Source organism: Legionella rowbothamii (assembly GCF_900639985.1).
Taxonomy (GTDB): Bacteria; Pseudomonadota; Gammaproteobacteria; order Legionellales; family Legionellaceae; genus Legionella; species Legionella rowbothamii.
Map to the genome: position 1 here is coordinate 801,909 of NZ_CAAAIM010000001.1, position 15,169 is coordinate 817,077.

The window sequence follows — 15,169 nt, forward strand, 5'->3', positions numbered from 1 at the left end:
ATGGCAGCTATAATTTAACTAATAGTCTTTCATGAGGGATAGAACTATGGCAAATCAAACGCGAGAGGGTTTAATTAATCAGGCTAAGAGTGGCTCTAAAGCAATTGCTTTAATTTACTCACCAATCGAGCTTCATGAATATATTGTCGAAATTATCGCTAAAAATTCTGATGAATTTATTCATGAAGGCAAAGATCTACGACATTTCGACTCTATTGGCGAGGCTATGTCTCAAGCAGCAGAATATGGAGCAGAGGAATTTTTTCTTTGTGCCGATAATACCTACGATGAATGTGGCTCAGAGAGTAGTCCCCAAGCTTTTGATTATATACCTCTTTATTCAAAAGCTAGGAACACCCTAAAATAATTTGTTATACGGAGATGAATCGTTTTGGATCTGGTGAGAAATTAGTGATTAATTTGATGAAATCTTTAGGTTGTTTGATTAACAGTTGTATTTTCACTGAAAATAATTACCACTCCGATCATCGCAAAAAAAATTGTCCCTGAAAAATGAACCGATTTGTAGGAGTAAACAATGTGGCTTTGCAAAAAATCATTACACGAAATGCAGTAATAAGATCGAGGGCACCGTAATAAAGCAGGCAAGAAGCTCGAGATGTTAAAAAGCCAACGATATGCCTAAGTTTTAATGAGAATGTCACTCTCGATGCACAACCTTATATTGTTTAGATTGTTGGTTATTCAGCGGAACTATTAAACCTCCACTATCACTTTCAGGTCTTATCGGCACCGAGGAGTGCTCTCATTTTTTTCCTGGGATGCCAAATCATTAGAAGAAAATTAACATATCCATTTTCTTATGAAAATACAATAGGAGAATTGGGGGATCCTGTATGAATAAAAAGTTGAGGATCCCTCAAGTCGATGGCCCGACACTTTATCTTTTGGCCCTAGATTTTAATTGCTCCAACATTAATTTTGCTGCTATTTGCTCTGCCTTGCGGCGGTTGGGGCCTTGGCCCTGGGTCATTTGCTTTACCGAATCAACGATGCAGGTAACATAAAATATTTGATCGTGCTCTTCCCCTTCAACTTTGGTCAAAGCATATTCAGGAAGTGCCAGTTTCTCAGCTTGCAGATATTCTTGAAGTTGGGTTTTGGAGTCTTTTAAACAATCGTTTAAATTAGGATCTTCGAGCCTAGACTTATATAGCTTTAAAATTGCATCCTTAGCAGCATCCACACCACCATCAAAAAAGATAGCTGCAAATACCGCTTCTAAAGCATCAGAAAGAATGGAAGCGCGGCGAAATCCGCCGCTTTTTAATTCACCTTGGCCTAAGTAGAGATAATCACCTAAATCAATTTCTCGGGCAATTTCAACCAGCATATCCCCCCGAACTAAAAAAGAACGGAGGCGACTGAGCTGCCCTTCGCTTTGTTGGGGAAAACGATGGAATAATTCATTAGCAATGACGAAGCTTAAAATGGAATCGCCTAGAAACTCAAAGCGTTCATAATTGTCACTACCAACACTACAATGCGTCAAGGCTTGCTTCAAATAAGCTTGGTTACTAAATTGATAATTTAAACGCCTGCATAATCTTTCTAAATTAATTTTCACTACCTAGTACACCTCTTTAATGAATCATTTTACCTATCTTAGACCAACGAACTGTACCCGTTTTACTATCCCAGCTCATCCAGACTAAGAAGGCTTTTCCTCTGAAATAAGAATTAGGAACAAATCCCCAGAAACGACTGTCGGCGCTGTCATCTCGGTTATCGCCCATCATAAAATAACTTCCTTCTGGGACTACGATGTCAAAGTCTATTGCAGGAACATCCGTACGCACGAAAATATTATGCACCACACCATTTAAATCTTCTGTATATTTCGACACAGGTTTACCTGAACTTTCATCTATAGCATATTCAACAAAAGTCTGTTTTGCTTCTTTACCATTAATGGTCAATACCTTGTTGTGATAGCTAATTCGATCGCCCGGAACACCAATAACTCGTTTAATATAATCATAAGAAGGATCGGGCGGCCAACGAAACACAGCAACCTCACCCGTTTTAGGATCAGCAATAGACACTACCTTTTTTTCTATAACAGGTAATTTGAAACCGTAAGCAAATTTATTTACAGCAACAAAATCCCCTACTAATAATGTTGGCTCTAGTGATCCTGAAGGAATACGGAACGGCTCAATGAGAAAAGAGCGCAGAATCAACACCACAAAAAATACGGGAAAGAACGAACGTGCGTATTCAATAATCTTATTGGGTTTTTCATCAGGTGTACGTTTCTTAGCCCAAAAGATGATATCTAATAGGTAGATTAACCCACTGATTAACGATAATATAACCAATATTAAAGCAAAATTCATAAATCACATCCTAATAAATGTAGGTTGGGCCCATGGCCCAACAACACATTGAGCCACACCAGAACTTAATGTTGGGCCATGGGCCCAACCTACAAGTCATTGCAAAATTTCCTTAATTTCCCACGACCATTACTTTTTGTCTGTCTGGAATACCGCCATAAACGCTTCTTGAGGTATCTCGACATGACCAACCTGCTTCATGCGTTTTTTACCTGCCTTTTGCTTCTCTAGCAATTTACGCTTACGTGATACGTCTCCTCCATAACATTTTGCAGTCACGTTTTTACGTAGGGCTTTAACGGTTTGGCGCGCAATAATATGGCTTCCTAAGGCAGCCTGAATTGCTACGTCAAACATTTGTCTTGGGATCAAATCTTTCATTTTTTCAGCAATCGCTTTTCCACGACTATGAGATGAGGAACGATGAACAATAACAGAAAGCGCATCAACTCGTTCACTATTAATTAAGATATCCATTTTTACCAAATCCGCTTCCTGGAAGCGTAAGAAATTATAATCCAAAGAAGCATAACCACGACTGACTGATTTCAAGCGATCAAAAAAGTCAGAAACTACCTCACTCATCGGTATATCATAAGTAACAGAAACCTGGCGACCACTATAAGTCATGTTGACTTGCACACCACGACGCTCAATACATAAATTAATAATGGGCCCTAAATAATCTTGGGGTACTAAAATATTAGCCCGCACAATAGGCTCATACATTTCTTTAATTTGTGGTAAAGGAGGTAAATGCGATGGGTTATCAATTAATAAGGTCTCCCCTTTTTGGGTAACAATTTGATAAACCACTGTAGGTGCTGTTGAAATTAAATCAAGATTATATTCACGCTCTAAACGCTCTTGAATAATTTCCATATGCAACATACCCAAGAAGCCACAACGGAAACCAAAACCTAAAGCTTCTGAAGACTCAGGTTCGTAAAATAAAGAGGCATCGTTCAGGCTTAATTTAGCTAATGCTTCACGGAACGCTTCGAAATCATCCGCACTAATTGGAAATAATCCCGCATATACCTGAGGTTTAACACGTTGGAATCCAGGTAAAACACTAGCAGCCTGATTTTTTTCCAAAGTTAATGTATCCCCTACTGGAGCACCTTGAATTTCTTTAATGCCAGCGACAACATAACCCACTTCACCGGCATTTAACGCATCTAATTTAGTGCGTTTAGGGGTAAAGATACCGACTTGATCCACTTCATAAGAACGGCCAGTAGACATCACTCGCATCTTATCGCCTTTGCGAATGGAACCATTCACAATACGTACCAAAGAAACCACGCCCAGATAGCTATCAAACCACGAATCAATAATCAGAGCTTGCAAAGGCTCATCAATATTACCTTCTGGTGGAGGAATATTAACAACTAAAGCTTCCAAAACATCTTCAACACCCAAACCACTTTTCGCACTGGCGCGTATGGCATCATGGGCATCCACACCAATAATATCTTCAATTTCAGCGATCACGCGATCGGGTTCAGCTTGAGGCAAGTCAATTTTATTTAGTACAGGCAATACAGTTAAAGACTGATCAATCGCGGTATAACACACCGCTACAGTCTGTGCTTCAACCCCTTGAGCCGCATCAACTACTAAGAGGGCACCCTCACAAGCGGCTAGTGAACGCGATACTTCGTAGCTAAAATCTACGTGTCCTGGAGTATCAATAAAGTTCAGTAGGTAAGTCTTACCGTCTTGGGCTTTATAATTTAATGAAACACACTGAGCCTTAATGGTAATACCGCGCTCACGCTCAATATCCATGGAATCAAGTACTTGCGCACTCATTTCACGCTCAGTCAACCCACCACACACCTGAATAAATCGATCTGCTAAAGTCGATTTTCCATGGTCAATATGGGCAATAATTGAAAAATTGCGAATCCGCTTTAAATCACTCAATTCAGCTAACCTTTTTTGCAAATAGCGCATTTTAGCTTAAATACGCGCCAGCTTAAAGTGATTACAAAAATTTGCTAATATTCCACTTTTTTAATAGAATTTTTTTCTTCCGCTTCAATATAGATGAGACTTACAATGCAACGAATAATCAGAATGGGTTTTACCGCGTTAATGCTCGCTCTTTTTTCATTTGCGTCGTATGCACTAGATACTGCCTTCACCAAACGTAAAGATGTACAGCAATTTATTCAAGAAATGGTTAAAACACACCATTTTAATGCCAGACAACTGACCGCCACGATGAACCAAGTCAAGTTGCAGCCGCAAATTATAGAATCCATGGAAAAACCATATGAGAAGAAAAATTGGGATGTTTACCGAGATATATTTCTAACCTCTGCTCGTGTGAAAGGCGGTATTGATTATTGGACTGCCAATAGAAAGACCTTAGAGAAGGCTCAACAAAAATATGGCGTTCCTGCAGAAATTATCGTGGCTATTTTAGGCGTAGAAACTTTATATGGTGAACGTCAAGGTGACCACAGAGTACTCGATGCCCTTGCAACTCTAGCCTTTGATTATCCCAAGCGTAGCCGCTACTTTAAACATGAGTTAAAAGAATATTTACTGCTTTGTCGTGAACATAAGATTCCTGCAACTCAATACAAAGGTTCTTATGCTGGTGCGATAGGTCAGCCTCAGTTTATGCCAAGCAGCTACCGAAATTTTGCGGTTGACTTCCAAAATAAAGGCCAACGTGATTTAGTGAATAATAATGACGATGCCATTGCGAGTATTGCTAATTATTTCAAGGCCCATGGCTGGCAGACTAATGCAGGTGTAGCGCAACACGCGAAACTTGTAGGAACACGGTACAAAAACATTCAGATAAATCCTAGAACTGCGAATTACAATTATTCACAGTTAGCAGCAAATGGGGTAAAACCAGTAACTACAGCGCATAATCATCCGTCACGTGCAGCACTGATGGAGTTAATTACAGCTCAAGGCAATGAATATTGGATTGCTTATCCAAACTTCTTTGTAATTACTCGCTATAATTCAAGTCCTCAATATGCACTGGTAGTTTATTTATTATCACAACAATTAAAGCAACAATGGGTGGCAATGAACGCAAAAAAGTATAGGGCCTATGCATAGTGGATACATTATTCTTATTCACTATGCATATTAATGACGAGGGATGTCTTTGCTTAAAACTTGATGCAGAGGGGGTTACGAATACCCCACCTGCTCAGCGAAGTTTTGCAGAAATCCAAACTTTACAACAAGACTGCGGCACCATAGTAATTGAAAGTTGCGCCAATGCCAGTCTTTTAACTCTTGAACTACCCTGGCTCCCAGATCGAAAAGCACGCGTAGCCATTCCCTATGCTCTAGAAGATAAATTAGCCCAATCCGTTGATGAGCTCCATTTTGCTTTTGATAAAGCAAGATATCAAAACAACCACTATCTGATTACAGCGATAAGCAAGCAACGAATGCATTATATTATGAGCTTGCTGACTGAAAAGAACATCGAATTTACAGCAATTACTCTAGATTGGTTTGCACTAGAACCTGAAGAGCTCTGTATTAGTGAGCGCGATTTACTCGTCAATTCCGATGATTTTAGAGGAGAGCTTTCTGGGGATTTAGCAGATATTTATATAAAAAAACATCCGCTTTATACCCCTCTAGTGTTCACGGATAGCCTCATTAAAGTCGAACTAGATGCAAAAGAAAGACAAGAAACTTCTTATGAGTGGATTGCTAAAAGAATCTTAAATGCTAAATTAATGAATCTTTGCCAAGGCGACATGCAACACGGCAGCAAGTCTGATTGGATTAAAAAGGGATATCAACTTGCAGGTGCTTTATTTTGTTTTTGGTTAGTGTCATTGATCTTGGTTAATGCCATTAATCTCTATTTTGTGAATAAACAAACAGCGCAAATTGATAAACAAATTGCGGAAATTTATCATGGCTTTTTTCCTGATTCCAAACAGGTCATTAGTCCTAAATTTCGTATTATGCAGTTACTAAAAAACAATAATAACGAAGGACAAACTCGTTTTTGGTTTTTACTCAACCAATTTTCCAAGGTCATGGATAGCAAGCAATTTACTTTGGAACAATTTCGTTATCAAAATAAAACCTTATCCGTTACACTAATTAGCCCTGATTTTGCTAAATTGGAAAAACTAGAAAACCAATTGAAACAATCCCAGCTTAATGTCAAACAGACGCAAGCATCAACTCATGAACAACAAGTTGTTGCAACCCTGGAGTTATCATGAAAGCTTATTTAAATACGCTTAATGAGAGAGAACGATGGATGATTATTGGTGCAACAATCTGCCTTATTCTCTATTGCTATTACATGCTTTTATATGCTCCATTGAGCCGTCAGGTCAATCAAAAATCCACACAATTGGTTGAGAAAATCTCCACTTTGGATTGGATGAAAAAAGTTAAAGGGCAAAACCTACGGCCTAAAAGTAAACAGGCCGTTGATAATAGTCAGTTACTCACTATTTTAGCAACACAGCTTAAAGAACACACCTTGCAGAAATTTCCTTATCAGTTGCAACAGACTGGTACTGGAGATGTCCAACTGACTTTTGAATCAGTACCGTTTAATTTGTTTGTTACCTGGTTAACCAAAATTAATGAACGATATGCGCTTACTATCAAGCAATTTAATGCTGAAAAAACTCCTACAGCTGGAGTGGCTCATGTGATGATTTTAATGAGTGCAACTTAAATAATAAGGATTGTATTTATTAAGTGTAGGTTGGCCTATGGCTCCGTCTATGAGGCCGCGAGCAATAATGTCAGCCGATAACCAGCTAAAGCAATTCTCTGTTTAATTAGCTCTTGAGATTGTTGTTGATATTCTAGAGTGGGCACTTCATTTTCTATCGTAGCGTAAACCCAATTTTTAGCTAAACTATAGCTTTCCTGTGCCCACACCTGGGGTGGGGCATTTAATTCTTGATTAGAAAAATAATCTCGCGGATAGGTATTAGTAATTTCCTGAGCGATGCGTTGGATCTGCTCATCAGAAAGATCTTTAAATAAACCAAAGCTACTATCCCATAAAGCATGTAAGGTTATCAATGACTCTGGGTGCCTTGGATCTTTTACCCAAAATAAATTCCCCCCTTGATCACCTTGGGGCAATTCTTTATTGGAGCGTGAAATAGCATGCAAAGGCTGGTGTAAATCACCAGTAATATGAACAAGAAAAGAGGTAAATCGTGCACGCTCGCTAAGCGGCACGTCTTTATTTGATAACACGTGATTAATTTGCGCTAAAGCCCATACTGCATTATCGGTATCCACAGAAACTTCCGTAGGGGAACCATCACTGCTGTATGCCATGTCTATATAATGCCAGTGCGTATAAGCCTCTATCGAGTTTTTTCGTATAGCATCCGGCCAAGTTGCAAGATTAGCTTTTGGATAGTCCCTTCTCAGCGTTTGAGTCAATTCATTAAATTTTCTTTGTGATTCAGAATCAAGATTGTTATAAGCAATTAAAGCAACCAAACGATGTCCAGAATCCCACCAAGCAAAGGTATTAAATGAACAAACAAAACAACCAAGCAGCATAAATCCGTGAATGCGAATACGCAACATAATAAAATCCTGAATGAGCGTTTAATCCTGGACTATATAATAACGCTTATTATTGCTGCACACTACTCCAGCTTTTTACTGTAGCCCCATTGCGAAGATCTGCAGGTAAGGAGCTCAACGCTTTTTGTGCATCAGCAGCATCCTTGTAGGAGCCATATACGCCACTGTAGTAATCTTTTCCATTGCGTTGATATTTTACTTGAGCCATTCGATTTTGTTTCGGTGCTTTATACAGAGCTTGAGCAACCTTTGAAGCCTTTTCACCGTTAGCTAATTCAATAGTATAGGCTTGTGGGCTTTGACTACGCACCCACTCTTCATCACGCTCATGGAATGAGGTTGGTGAGCGCATATCCCCAACATGATAAGAGTCAGGCACAATTACATCACGAGGAGGTCGGATTGAATAATTGTACTTGTAATTAGAACTGGAGTTCCCATAATTACTTTGCATATACAGTTGGCTATTATCATAACTAGCATAGGCCGGATAATACAAGTTCTCACTTGTTTGATTGTCCACCATAGTACACGCAGACATACTTAAAACACTTAACCCGACGATGGCGAATCTAATATTATTATTCATTATTATTCCCCTGGTTATAAGCCTTCTTATTAACTGTTATCTTCCAAATCTGGAAAAACTTTAGAAAAACTCTTAGTTCAAATTTTGCAGCCTAGCGGCTATTTTAAATAAGTGAAATATGAGCAAACCCTATTGTTTCAACTAATAGTATGGCTTACAGTTACTGCTTTATCATTTTCACGGCAAGATTTATGTGGACGCATCGACGCTCAGGACAAACAAATCAACGAGGAACCAACGATCATCGAGATCCTTACGAACGAGATAGAACTCGAGTTATTCATTGCCCTGCTTTTCGGAGATTACAGAGAAAAACCCAAATTTTAGGAACTGATGAGGGGGATTTCCATCGCACACGCCTTACTCATTCACTAGAAGTAGATTCAATTGGCCGCAGCATTGTACGTAACCTATTGATTAATCAAGAACAATATGCGGTACTCACTGGGCTATTGCCTAATGATGATTTAATTTCTGTCATTTGTTTACTGCATGACATTGGCCATCCTCCTTTTGGGCATGGCGGTGAAGTCGCATTGAATTACATGATGCGTAATTACGGTGGTTTTGAAGGAAATGGACAAACACTGCGTCTATTAACAAAAGTAGAAAGCAGCTATGGTGCTTTTGGTCTGGATCTCACACGCCGCGCATTGCTTGGTGTTTTAAAATACCCGGTACAGCGCTCTAAAGTTATTGCTCCACAACAACCTCCGGTTCATGAATCTATTCATAAAACCATTAAAATAAATGATTGGTTGCCACCCAAAGCTTATTTTGATTGCGAACAACCCGAGGTCGATTGGTTATTAGCACCCTTTTCAACAAATGATCGTGAATTATTCCAATCTCTGTCCGTAGAACCTAATGGAACTAAAGTAGGTAAAGCCGCGTATCACAGTTTTGACTGCTCCATTATGGATACAGCAGATGATATTGCCTATGGAGTTCATGATCTAGAGGATGCCATTCATCTGCGTCTGATAAATCCTTCACATTTGGATACTCCTGAATTTAGAGGATTATTGAACAATACCTCTCTTTTAGATCATCAAGATCGGCTTATTGATTCTCTATTTTCTAATGACCCCTATTTAAGAAAGCAGACCATTGGGGAAATGGTGAATTATTTTATTACCTCGACCCAAATTAGTGTAACTCATGAAGGCTTTGAGAATAATTTATTAAAATATAATCTAGCCTTAATTCCCGAAGCGGCTGCCTTATTAAAGTATTTGATGCACTGCATTTATGATAATGTAATTGACTCTCAAGAGGCCCGCACCTTTGAATATGGAGGTCAAACTGTGGTGCTGAGATTATTTGATGCGATTAGCTCAAATCCAGGAAGTTTGTTAGATAATAAAAATCGTTTGTTATTTAAACAAGCTAAGGACGAAATTGAAGCCTATAGAGTTGTCTGTGATTATTTAGCAAATATGACCGATGAATACGCTTATCGCATGCATGAGCGTCTTTTTGGGTTTAATACACGTACAATTTTTGAACGTTTATAGACTTATATGTAGATTGGGGGTCCCCGGCCTACAAATCCCCGGTGCCCACACAATCATAAATTCGCATTAAAAATGCAAATAGATCTGGATACCGCGGTCAAGCTGCGGTAATTCAGTCTTTATATAAGACTCTAATGTTTTAACAATTGGTGGCGTAGTTGCTAGTAACTAGAACTTCCTTAAACGGCGGTAAATCAGGATAGGAGACATATACTTAAGTTCTTCATCACAAATGAAATAAAGATTGGCTCAAAAATACAACATATTGAATATCAATAATAAAAATAATTGTTTTAACTTGAGATAAGGCAATAAAAATGCCTAAAAATGGCGTCCCCAAGGGGGTTCGAACCCCTGTTCTCGCCGTGAAAGGGCGATGTCCTAGGCCGCTAGACGATGGGGACCTAGATTTTTATTCTACTACTTTTTACAACTATTTACTACCACTTAAAACGCCAAAATGGCGTCCCCAAGGGGGTTCGAACCCCTGTTCTCGCCGTGAAAGGGCGATGTCCTAGGCCGCTAGACGATGGGGACCTTGAACGTTTTCCCCATCAACATACTAAGATGTTGATGGTGGAGCTAGGCGGGATCGAACCGCCGACCTCTTGCATGCCATGCAAGCGCTCTCCCAGCTGAGCTATAACCCCTGAATAAGGCTCGCATTGTAATGACCTCCCCTTATCCTGTCAAGCGGTTTTTTATTTTTTTAGTGCTTATGTATTTATTCTGATAAGCAGGTCTAAAAATAATTAGCGCATACCGCTTCAAATCAGGTTCAGACACTTTATTCGCAAACTAACCCTGTCAGCCCGTAGGAGTGATTAGGATTTATGTCCATACGTGCCCCAAGCTTATTCAAGCTCTTACTAAAAATCGATCTTATTCCCTAACTCACTTACAATTTTTTTGACTCTCCAGACTTGTTTTAATTCATTAAGTTTGATTTAATCCGCCGCGGTGTTTAAGCAAAGGCACCTATGGAAAAATGTTGGCTTGTATCGCACCGATGCAAGTGGAGTACAGCAAGTTAGAAATAATGGAAACGGAAGATGTCTAACGATTTAGCTATCTATTTAAGTAAACAATTGCTTTGGCATGCATTGCTCATTGCCTCACCAATAGTACTAGTCGCACTCATTAGCGGTTTACTGGTTTCAATCCTTCAAGTTGTTACCCAAATTCAAGATTCAACCCTAAGCTTTGTACCTAAGGTGTTAGCCGTAGTACTCATGTTAATGCTTTGTGGCGGCTGGATGTTGCATTCCTTAGTTGAATTTGCGCAAACCTTGTTTCTCAACATTCCAGGGGCCCTCAAATCATGACCCTATCCCTCCCTTGGCTAAGCAATTTATTTTTTATCAGCATCCGTTTAGGCACAGTATTGCTCTTTACCCCTATTCAAGCAGTACGTTATTTACCTATTCATGCGCGCTTACTTTTTATTTTTACTTTGAGCCTGCTTTTAGCTAATTATGTCCCAGTCGCTCCCTCAGCATTAAGTAACAATGCCATTCTTCTCGGCGGGCTTGCTGAATTTGCTAATGGATTAATCTTAGCAACCAGCCTTTATGCAGCATTCGCACTCTTTCAAATTGCTGGTCAATTAATTGATAATGAAACAGGCTTTAATGTGACCGCTATTTTTAATCCGAGTGAACATTATCAAGAAGCATTAACCAGCCATTTATTATCGATGCTAGCAGTTTTATTCTTTTTTAGTCTGGATATCCACCAATGGCTATTTAAAGGGTTAGCTTATTCTTTTGTAATTATTCCACCTGGAACCCTCAACTTGTTTGCAGGATTTATCCCGGTTACGAAACAATTTTCCTTTATGTTTAGTATGGCATTTATAATTGCCAGCCCTATTATCATTGCCTTGCTTGCTGTTGAGCTTTGTGGTGCGTTAATTACCCGTAATATGCCCCAGGTTAGTACCTATTTTTTAACCTTACCCATCAAAATAATTTTAGGCTTATTCCTCTTATTTATGATGATGGGCTACATCGCCCCTATTACTAATACAGTGTTTGCTCAATGCTTTCAAACCTGGCAGGAGCTTATGCCATGAGTGAAAAAACTGAAAAAGCAACACCCTATAAACTACAAAAAGCCAAAGAAAAAGGACAAGTAAGCAAAAGCATCGAGTTAACTACCTGCGTGGCCTTATTGGTTATGCTAGGCATGTTGAGTGCACTTTGGCCAAAGCAATTGCATGAATTACAAAAGATGTTTCGTCATTTGTTGCAACTGGCAGCACATCTACAATTTAGTATTGATAACATCTCTCATTTACAGCAATTTATTTTAAGCCAAGTCATTAGTCTCTGGCTGCCTTTTGCTTTAGCAGGTAGCTTAGCCACCATTCTTACTAATCTAGCGCAAACCGGTGTAATCTGGTCAACTACCCCTCTGCTCCCTGATTTCAAACGGATTAATTTGGCCCAAGGGTTTAAAAAGTTATTTTCAATAAAAAGTTGCTTTGAAACCATGAAAAGCAGCCTGAAGTTGAGTGTGGCATTTATTTTTTTATTCTTCTCCCTCAAGAATCAAATACCTAACTTATTGCAATTGATGTTAACACCTGTTAACGAACAGCCTCGCATCATCATGCCCTTCCTCCTAGCCCTCATGTTTCAGTTATTGCTACTGCTCTCAATGCTGGCAATATTGGATAAGTTCTATACGCGCTGGAGCTATGCGAAAGATCAGCGCATGAGCAAGCAAGAAATAAAAGACGAATACAAGCAACGGGAAGGTGATCCGAAAATAAAATCGAAAATCAAACAGTTGCAACAGCAATTGCGGCAAAAAACCGCCTCCTTAAAACAAGTGAAAACTGCTGATGTAATCATTACAAATCCAACCCACTTAGCCATTGCCTTAAAGTACGATCGCAGCAGTATGCCTGCTCCTAAAGTGGTTTGCAAAGCGCAAGATAACATGGTGTTGCAAGTCAAAGAACTGGCAAGAAAACACGGTATTCCCATTGTTGAACATAAACCATTTGCACGCATGCTCTATCATTCTGTGGATTTAAATCAATGGATTCATAAGGAGCTTTATCCCTTTGCCGCAGCAATATTTCGCGAAATTTATGCGCGTAAGCAGGATGTGTAATGAACAAAAATTTCTTTAATAACAGCAGCGAAATGCTCATGATTGCTTTTGCCACAAGCATTCTCTTTATTCTGTTTGTTCCCATCCCAGCGGCATTATTAGATTTATTACTCATTGTAAATTTTAGCTGGGCTTTAACCATTCTCTTACTTACTTTTTACACGGATAAGCCTCTAAGTTTTTCGACCTTCCCTGCTCTATTACTAATCTCAACTCTATTTCGCCTCGCACTGAATATTTCCGCTACCCGCCTTATCTTATCAGATGCTCATGCAGGTAAAGTTATTGATGCCATGGGACATTATGTTATTCGTGGGAATTACGTAATGGGGCTGGTTGTTTTTTTAATCTTAATCATCGTGCAATTCATTGTAGTAACTAATGGCGCTCAACGTGTAGCTGAAGTGGCGGCCCGCTTTACCTTAGACAGTATGCCAGGTAAGCAAATGAGTATCGATGCGGATTTAAATATGGGCAGCATTTCTCAGGATGAGGCTAAACTTAGGCGCTCGCAAATTGAAAAAGAAGCCAATTTTTATGGGGCGATGGATGGTGCCAGTAAATTTGTAAAAGGCGATGCTATTGCTGGCATTTTAATTATTCTGGTCGATATCATTGGTGGTTTTGCCATTGGTCTATTACAAAAAGGCTTTAGTCTTTCCGAATCGATTCAAACCTACACTCTACTTACCGTAGGTGATGGCTTAGTTACGCAAATTCCGGCCCTAATTATTTCCACCGCAACCGGAATTATCGTCACTCGGGCAGCAACTGATGCGCATTTAGGTTCTGAGGTTGCTAAACAAATTAGCGCCTACCCTAAAAGTTTAATACTCGTTTGTTTGAGTTTAACCTGTCTTTTATTTCTAAAAGGTATTCCCCTAATTCCCGTATTATTTATTTTAGTGCTATTTTTATTTATTACATTTTTGGCAATTAAGTCCAAGAAAGAAGAAATACTCATCGAAGAGACGGAAGAAAATTTATACGATAAAATCCGAATTCATCCGATTGAAATTAGTCTGAACAAAGAACTGTATCAAACACTATTACCTTATGAAGAACAAGTACTAAAAATCATTCAACAAATTCGTGAGCGAATTGCTTTTGATTTAGGTTTTGTGCTGCCCGATGTGAAACTAAAAGCTGATAAAAAACTCAGTTACCCTCTTTACCACATTGCGATTCAAGGAAATCACTCCGGCGTAAATCCCCTCTATTGGGATAAAGTATTAGCCATTTTTTCCAGTCGCAATAAAAACCCTACGACCCTAAGCGCCGGGTTTGAAGTACGTGACCCAAGCTATGGCTTGCCGGCGTGCTGGATAGAGCTAGAGAAAAAGCAAGAAGCCACAGAAGCAGGTTATACCGTATGCGAGCCACTTACGGTATTAACCACGCATCTAAATGAAATTATCTACGCGCATATTGAACAGTTATTAACTCGCGAAGAAACCGAAAAACTGTTATTACAGCCTGGTATTAAAACCTTAAGTGAGGAACTAATTCCCGCCCAATTACCTTTAAGTCATGTGCAACGCATATTGCAAACGCTGCTACAAGAAAAAGTTTCCATTCGCCCCCTACAACAGATATTAGAACTATTGTTAGAACATGCCAAACAACTCCCAGATCCCATCCAACTTACTGAGCTAGTGAGGGCAGGCTTGGCCATGCCGATTTGTCAAAAACTGCTAGGCAATCAAAATAGCTTATATGTTCTGACATTAGAACCCTCATTAGAACAACAACTCAACCAAAGTATTAGCGGAAAAAATCATTTAGCACTGGAACCCAAAATTACGGAAAACTTAATTACTGCATTAGCAAGTCAAGTAGAAACGATGTTAGGAGAGCGCAAACGCCCTATTTTATTGTGCTCCTCTCTACTGCGACGCCATATAAAACAATTAACTCAGCGAGTTATTCCCCATTTAACCGTACTGGCCATGAGTGAAATTCCAGTCACGATTCAAGTGGAATCTTTTGGGATAGTAAAATAA

14 protein-coding genes and 3 tRNA genes are annotated in these 15,169 nt (G+C 39.3%); 9 read left to right on the forward strand and 8 right to left on the reverse strand.

Going from position 1 to position 15,169, the window contains the following annotated elements; genetic code table 11:
* Positions 1–46: 46 nt before the first annotated feature.
* Entirely contained in the window at positions 47–367 is a 321-nt protein-coding gene (locus E1P08_RS03280) for a hypothetical protein (RefSeq protein WP_133135572.1), read from the forward strand.
* Positions 368–901: 534 nt separating this feature from the next.
* Here E1P08_RS03280 and rnc read toward each other — a convergent pair.
* The 3 genes from rnc to lepA form a co-directional block, all read right to left on the reverse strand.
* Entirely contained in the window at positions 902–1,588 is a 687-nt protein-coding gene (rnc, locus tag E1P08_RS03285) for a ribonuclease III (protein ID WP_133135573.1), read from the reverse strand.
* 16 nt (positions 1,589–1,604) lie between these two features.
* Complete coding sequence (gene lepB / locus E1P08_RS03290; protein ID WP_133135574.1) at positions 1,605–2,360, reverse strand: signal peptidase I; 756 nt, start codon at positions 2,358–2,360, stop codon at positions 1,605–1,607.
* A gap of 129 nt (positions 2,361–2,489) precedes the next feature.
* Positions 2,490–4,322, reverse strand: coding sequence for a translation elongation factor 4 (gene lepA, locus E1P08_RS03295; protein ID WP_133135575.1), 1,833 nt, complete (start codon positions 4,320–4,322; stop codon positions 2,490–2,492).
* 105 nt (positions 4,323–4,427) lie between these two features.
* On the opposite strand from lepA, the gene mltB reads away from it, so the two are divergent.
* From mltB to lspM, 3 genes are read left to right on the forward strand one after another with little or no spacing between them, the layout of a single operon-like run.
* A complete protein-coding gene (mltB, locus tag E1P08_RS03300) occupies positions 4,428–5,453 on the forward strand; it encodes a lytic murein transglycosylase B (protein ID WP_133135576.1) in 1,026 nt (341 codons plus the stop codon).
* The gene (gspL, locus tag E1P08_RS03305) at positions 5,453–6,592 is read left to right on the forward strand and encodes a type II secretion system protein GspL (protein ID WP_133135577.1); all 1,140 of its coding nucleotides are present in this window, start codon (positions 5,453–5,455) and stop codon (positions 6,590–6,592) included. Before mltB ends, gspL begins: the two co-directional genes overlap by 1 nt.
* Positions 6,589–7,059 (forward strand): GspM family type II secretion system protein LspM, encoded by a 471-nt coding sequence (gene lspM / locus E1P08_RS03310; protein WP_133135578.1) that lies wholly within the window; start codon positions 6,589–6,591, stop codon positions 7,057–7,059. The genes gspL and lspM overlap by 4 nt, the downstream gene beginning before the upstream one ends.
* 47 nt (positions 7,060–7,106) lie before the next feature.
* Here the strand turns inward: lspM and E1P08_RS03315 are convergent, their stop codons facing one another.
* Positions 7,107–7,937, reverse strand: a complete 831-nt coding sequence (locus tag E1P08_RS03315; protein ID WP_133135579.1) for a S1/P1 nuclease — start codon at positions 7,935–7,937, stop codon at positions 7,107–7,109.
* Between the two features lie 49 nt (positions 7,938–7,986).
* Positions 7,987–8,526, reverse strand: coding sequence for an SPOR domain-containing protein (locus E1P08_RS03320; protein WP_133135580.1), 540 nt, complete (start codon positions 8,524–8,526; stop codon positions 7,987–7,989).
* A 191-nt stretch (positions 8,527–8,717) separates the two neighbouring features.
* On the opposite strand from E1P08_RS03320, the gene E1P08_RS03325 reads away from it, so the two are divergent.
* Entirely contained in the window at positions 8,718–10,043 is a 1,326-nt protein-coding gene (locus tag E1P08_RS03325) for an anti-phage deoxyguanosine triphosphatase (RefSeq protein WP_133135581.1), read from the forward strand.
* 328 nt (positions 10,044–10,371) lie between these two features.
* Here E1P08_RS03325 and E1P08_RS03330 read toward each other — a convergent pair.
* From E1P08_RS03330 to E1P08_RS03340, 3 genes are all read right to left on the reverse strand, one after another.
* Positions 10,372–10,447, reverse strand: a tRNA-Glu gene (locus E1P08_RS03330).
* Between the two features lie 57 nt (positions 10,448–10,504).
* Positions 10,505–10,580 (reverse strand) — tRNA-Glu (locus tag E1P08_RS03335).
* Between the two features lie 37 nt (positions 10,581–10,617).
* Positions 10,618–10,693, reverse strand: a tRNA-Ala gene (locus tag E1P08_RS03340).
* A 402-nt stretch (positions 10,694–11,095) separates the two neighbouring features.
* Here E1P08_RS03340 and fliQ point away from each other — a divergent pair.
* The 4 genes from fliQ to E1P08_RS03360 are packed head-to-tail and all read left to right on the forward strand — an operon-like array spanning position 11,096 to position 15,169.
* The gene (fliQ, locus tag E1P08_RS03345; RefSeq protein WP_133135582.1) at positions 11,096–11,368 is read left to right on the forward strand and encodes a flagellar biosynthesis protein FliQ; all 273 of its coding nucleotides are present in this window, start codon (positions 11,096–11,098) and stop codon (positions 11,366–11,368) included.
* Entirely contained in the window at positions 11,365–12,117 is a 753-nt protein-coding gene (locus E1P08_RS03350; protein ID WP_133135583.1) for a flagellar biosynthetic protein FliR, read from the forward strand. The genes fliQ and E1P08_RS03350 overlap by 4 nt, the downstream gene beginning before the upstream one ends.
* The gene (locus tag E1P08_RS03355; protein WP_165485074.1) at positions 12,114–13,166 is read left to right on the forward strand and encodes an EscU/YscU/HrcU family type III secretion system export apparatus switch protein; all 1,053 of its coding nucleotides are present in this window, start codon (positions 12,114–12,116) and stop codon (positions 13,164–13,166) included. Before E1P08_RS03350 ends, E1P08_RS03355 begins: the two co-directional genes overlap by 4 nt.
* A complete protein-coding gene (locus tag E1P08_RS03360) occupies positions 13,166–15,169 on the forward strand; it encodes a flagellar biosynthesis protein FlhA (protein ID WP_133135585.1) in 2,004 nt (667 codons plus the stop codon). The genes E1P08_RS03355 and E1P08_RS03360 overlap by 1 nt, the downstream gene beginning before the upstream one ends.

Coding starts and splice junctions, on each gene's coding strand:
- lepA (WP_133135575.1), bottom strand. CDS start 4,322: ATGCGCTATTTGCAAAAAAGGTTAGCTGAATTGAGTGATTTAAAGCGG.
- E1P08_RS03315 (WP_133135579.1), bottom strand. CDS start 7,937: ATGTTGCGTATTCGCATTCACGGATTTATGCTGCTTGGTTGTTTTGTT.
- E1P08_RS03350 (WP_133135583.1), top strand. CDS start 11,365: ATGACCCTATCCCTCCCTTGGCTAAGCAATTTATTTTTTATCAGCATC.
- E1P08_RS03280 (WP_133135572.1), top strand. CDS start 47: ATGGCAAATCAAACGCGAGAGGGTTTAATTAATCAGGCTAAGAGTGGC.
- E1P08_RS03325 (WP_133135581.1), top strand. CDS start 8,718: ATGTGGACGCATCGACGCTCAGGACAAACAAATCAACGAGGAACCAAC.
- E1P08_RS03355 (WP_165485074.1), top strand. CDS start 12,114: ATGAGTGAAAAAACTGAAAAAGCAACACCCTATAAACTACAAAAAGCC.
- lspM (WP_133135578.1), top strand. CDS start 6,589: ATGAAAGCTTATTTAAATACGCTTAATGAGAGAGAACGATGGATGATT.
- E1P08_RS03360 (WP_133135585.1), top strand. CDS start 13,166: ATGAACAAAAATTTCTTTAATAACAGCAGCGAAATGCTCATGATTGCT.
- fliQ (WP_133135582.1), top strand. CDS start 11,096: ATGTCTAACGATTTAGCTATCTATTTAAGTAAACAATTGCTTTGGCAT.
- mltB (WP_133135576.1), top strand. CDS start 4,428: ATGCAACGAATAATCAGAATGGGTTTTACCGCGTTAATGCTCGCTCTT.
- lepB (WP_133135574.1), bottom strand. CDS start 2,360: ATGAATTTTGCTTTAATATTGGTTATATTATCGTTAATCAGTGGGTTA.
- E1P08_RS03320 (WP_133135580.1), bottom strand. CDS start 8,526: ATGAATAATAATATTAGATTCGCCATCGTCGGGTTAAGTGTTTTAAGT.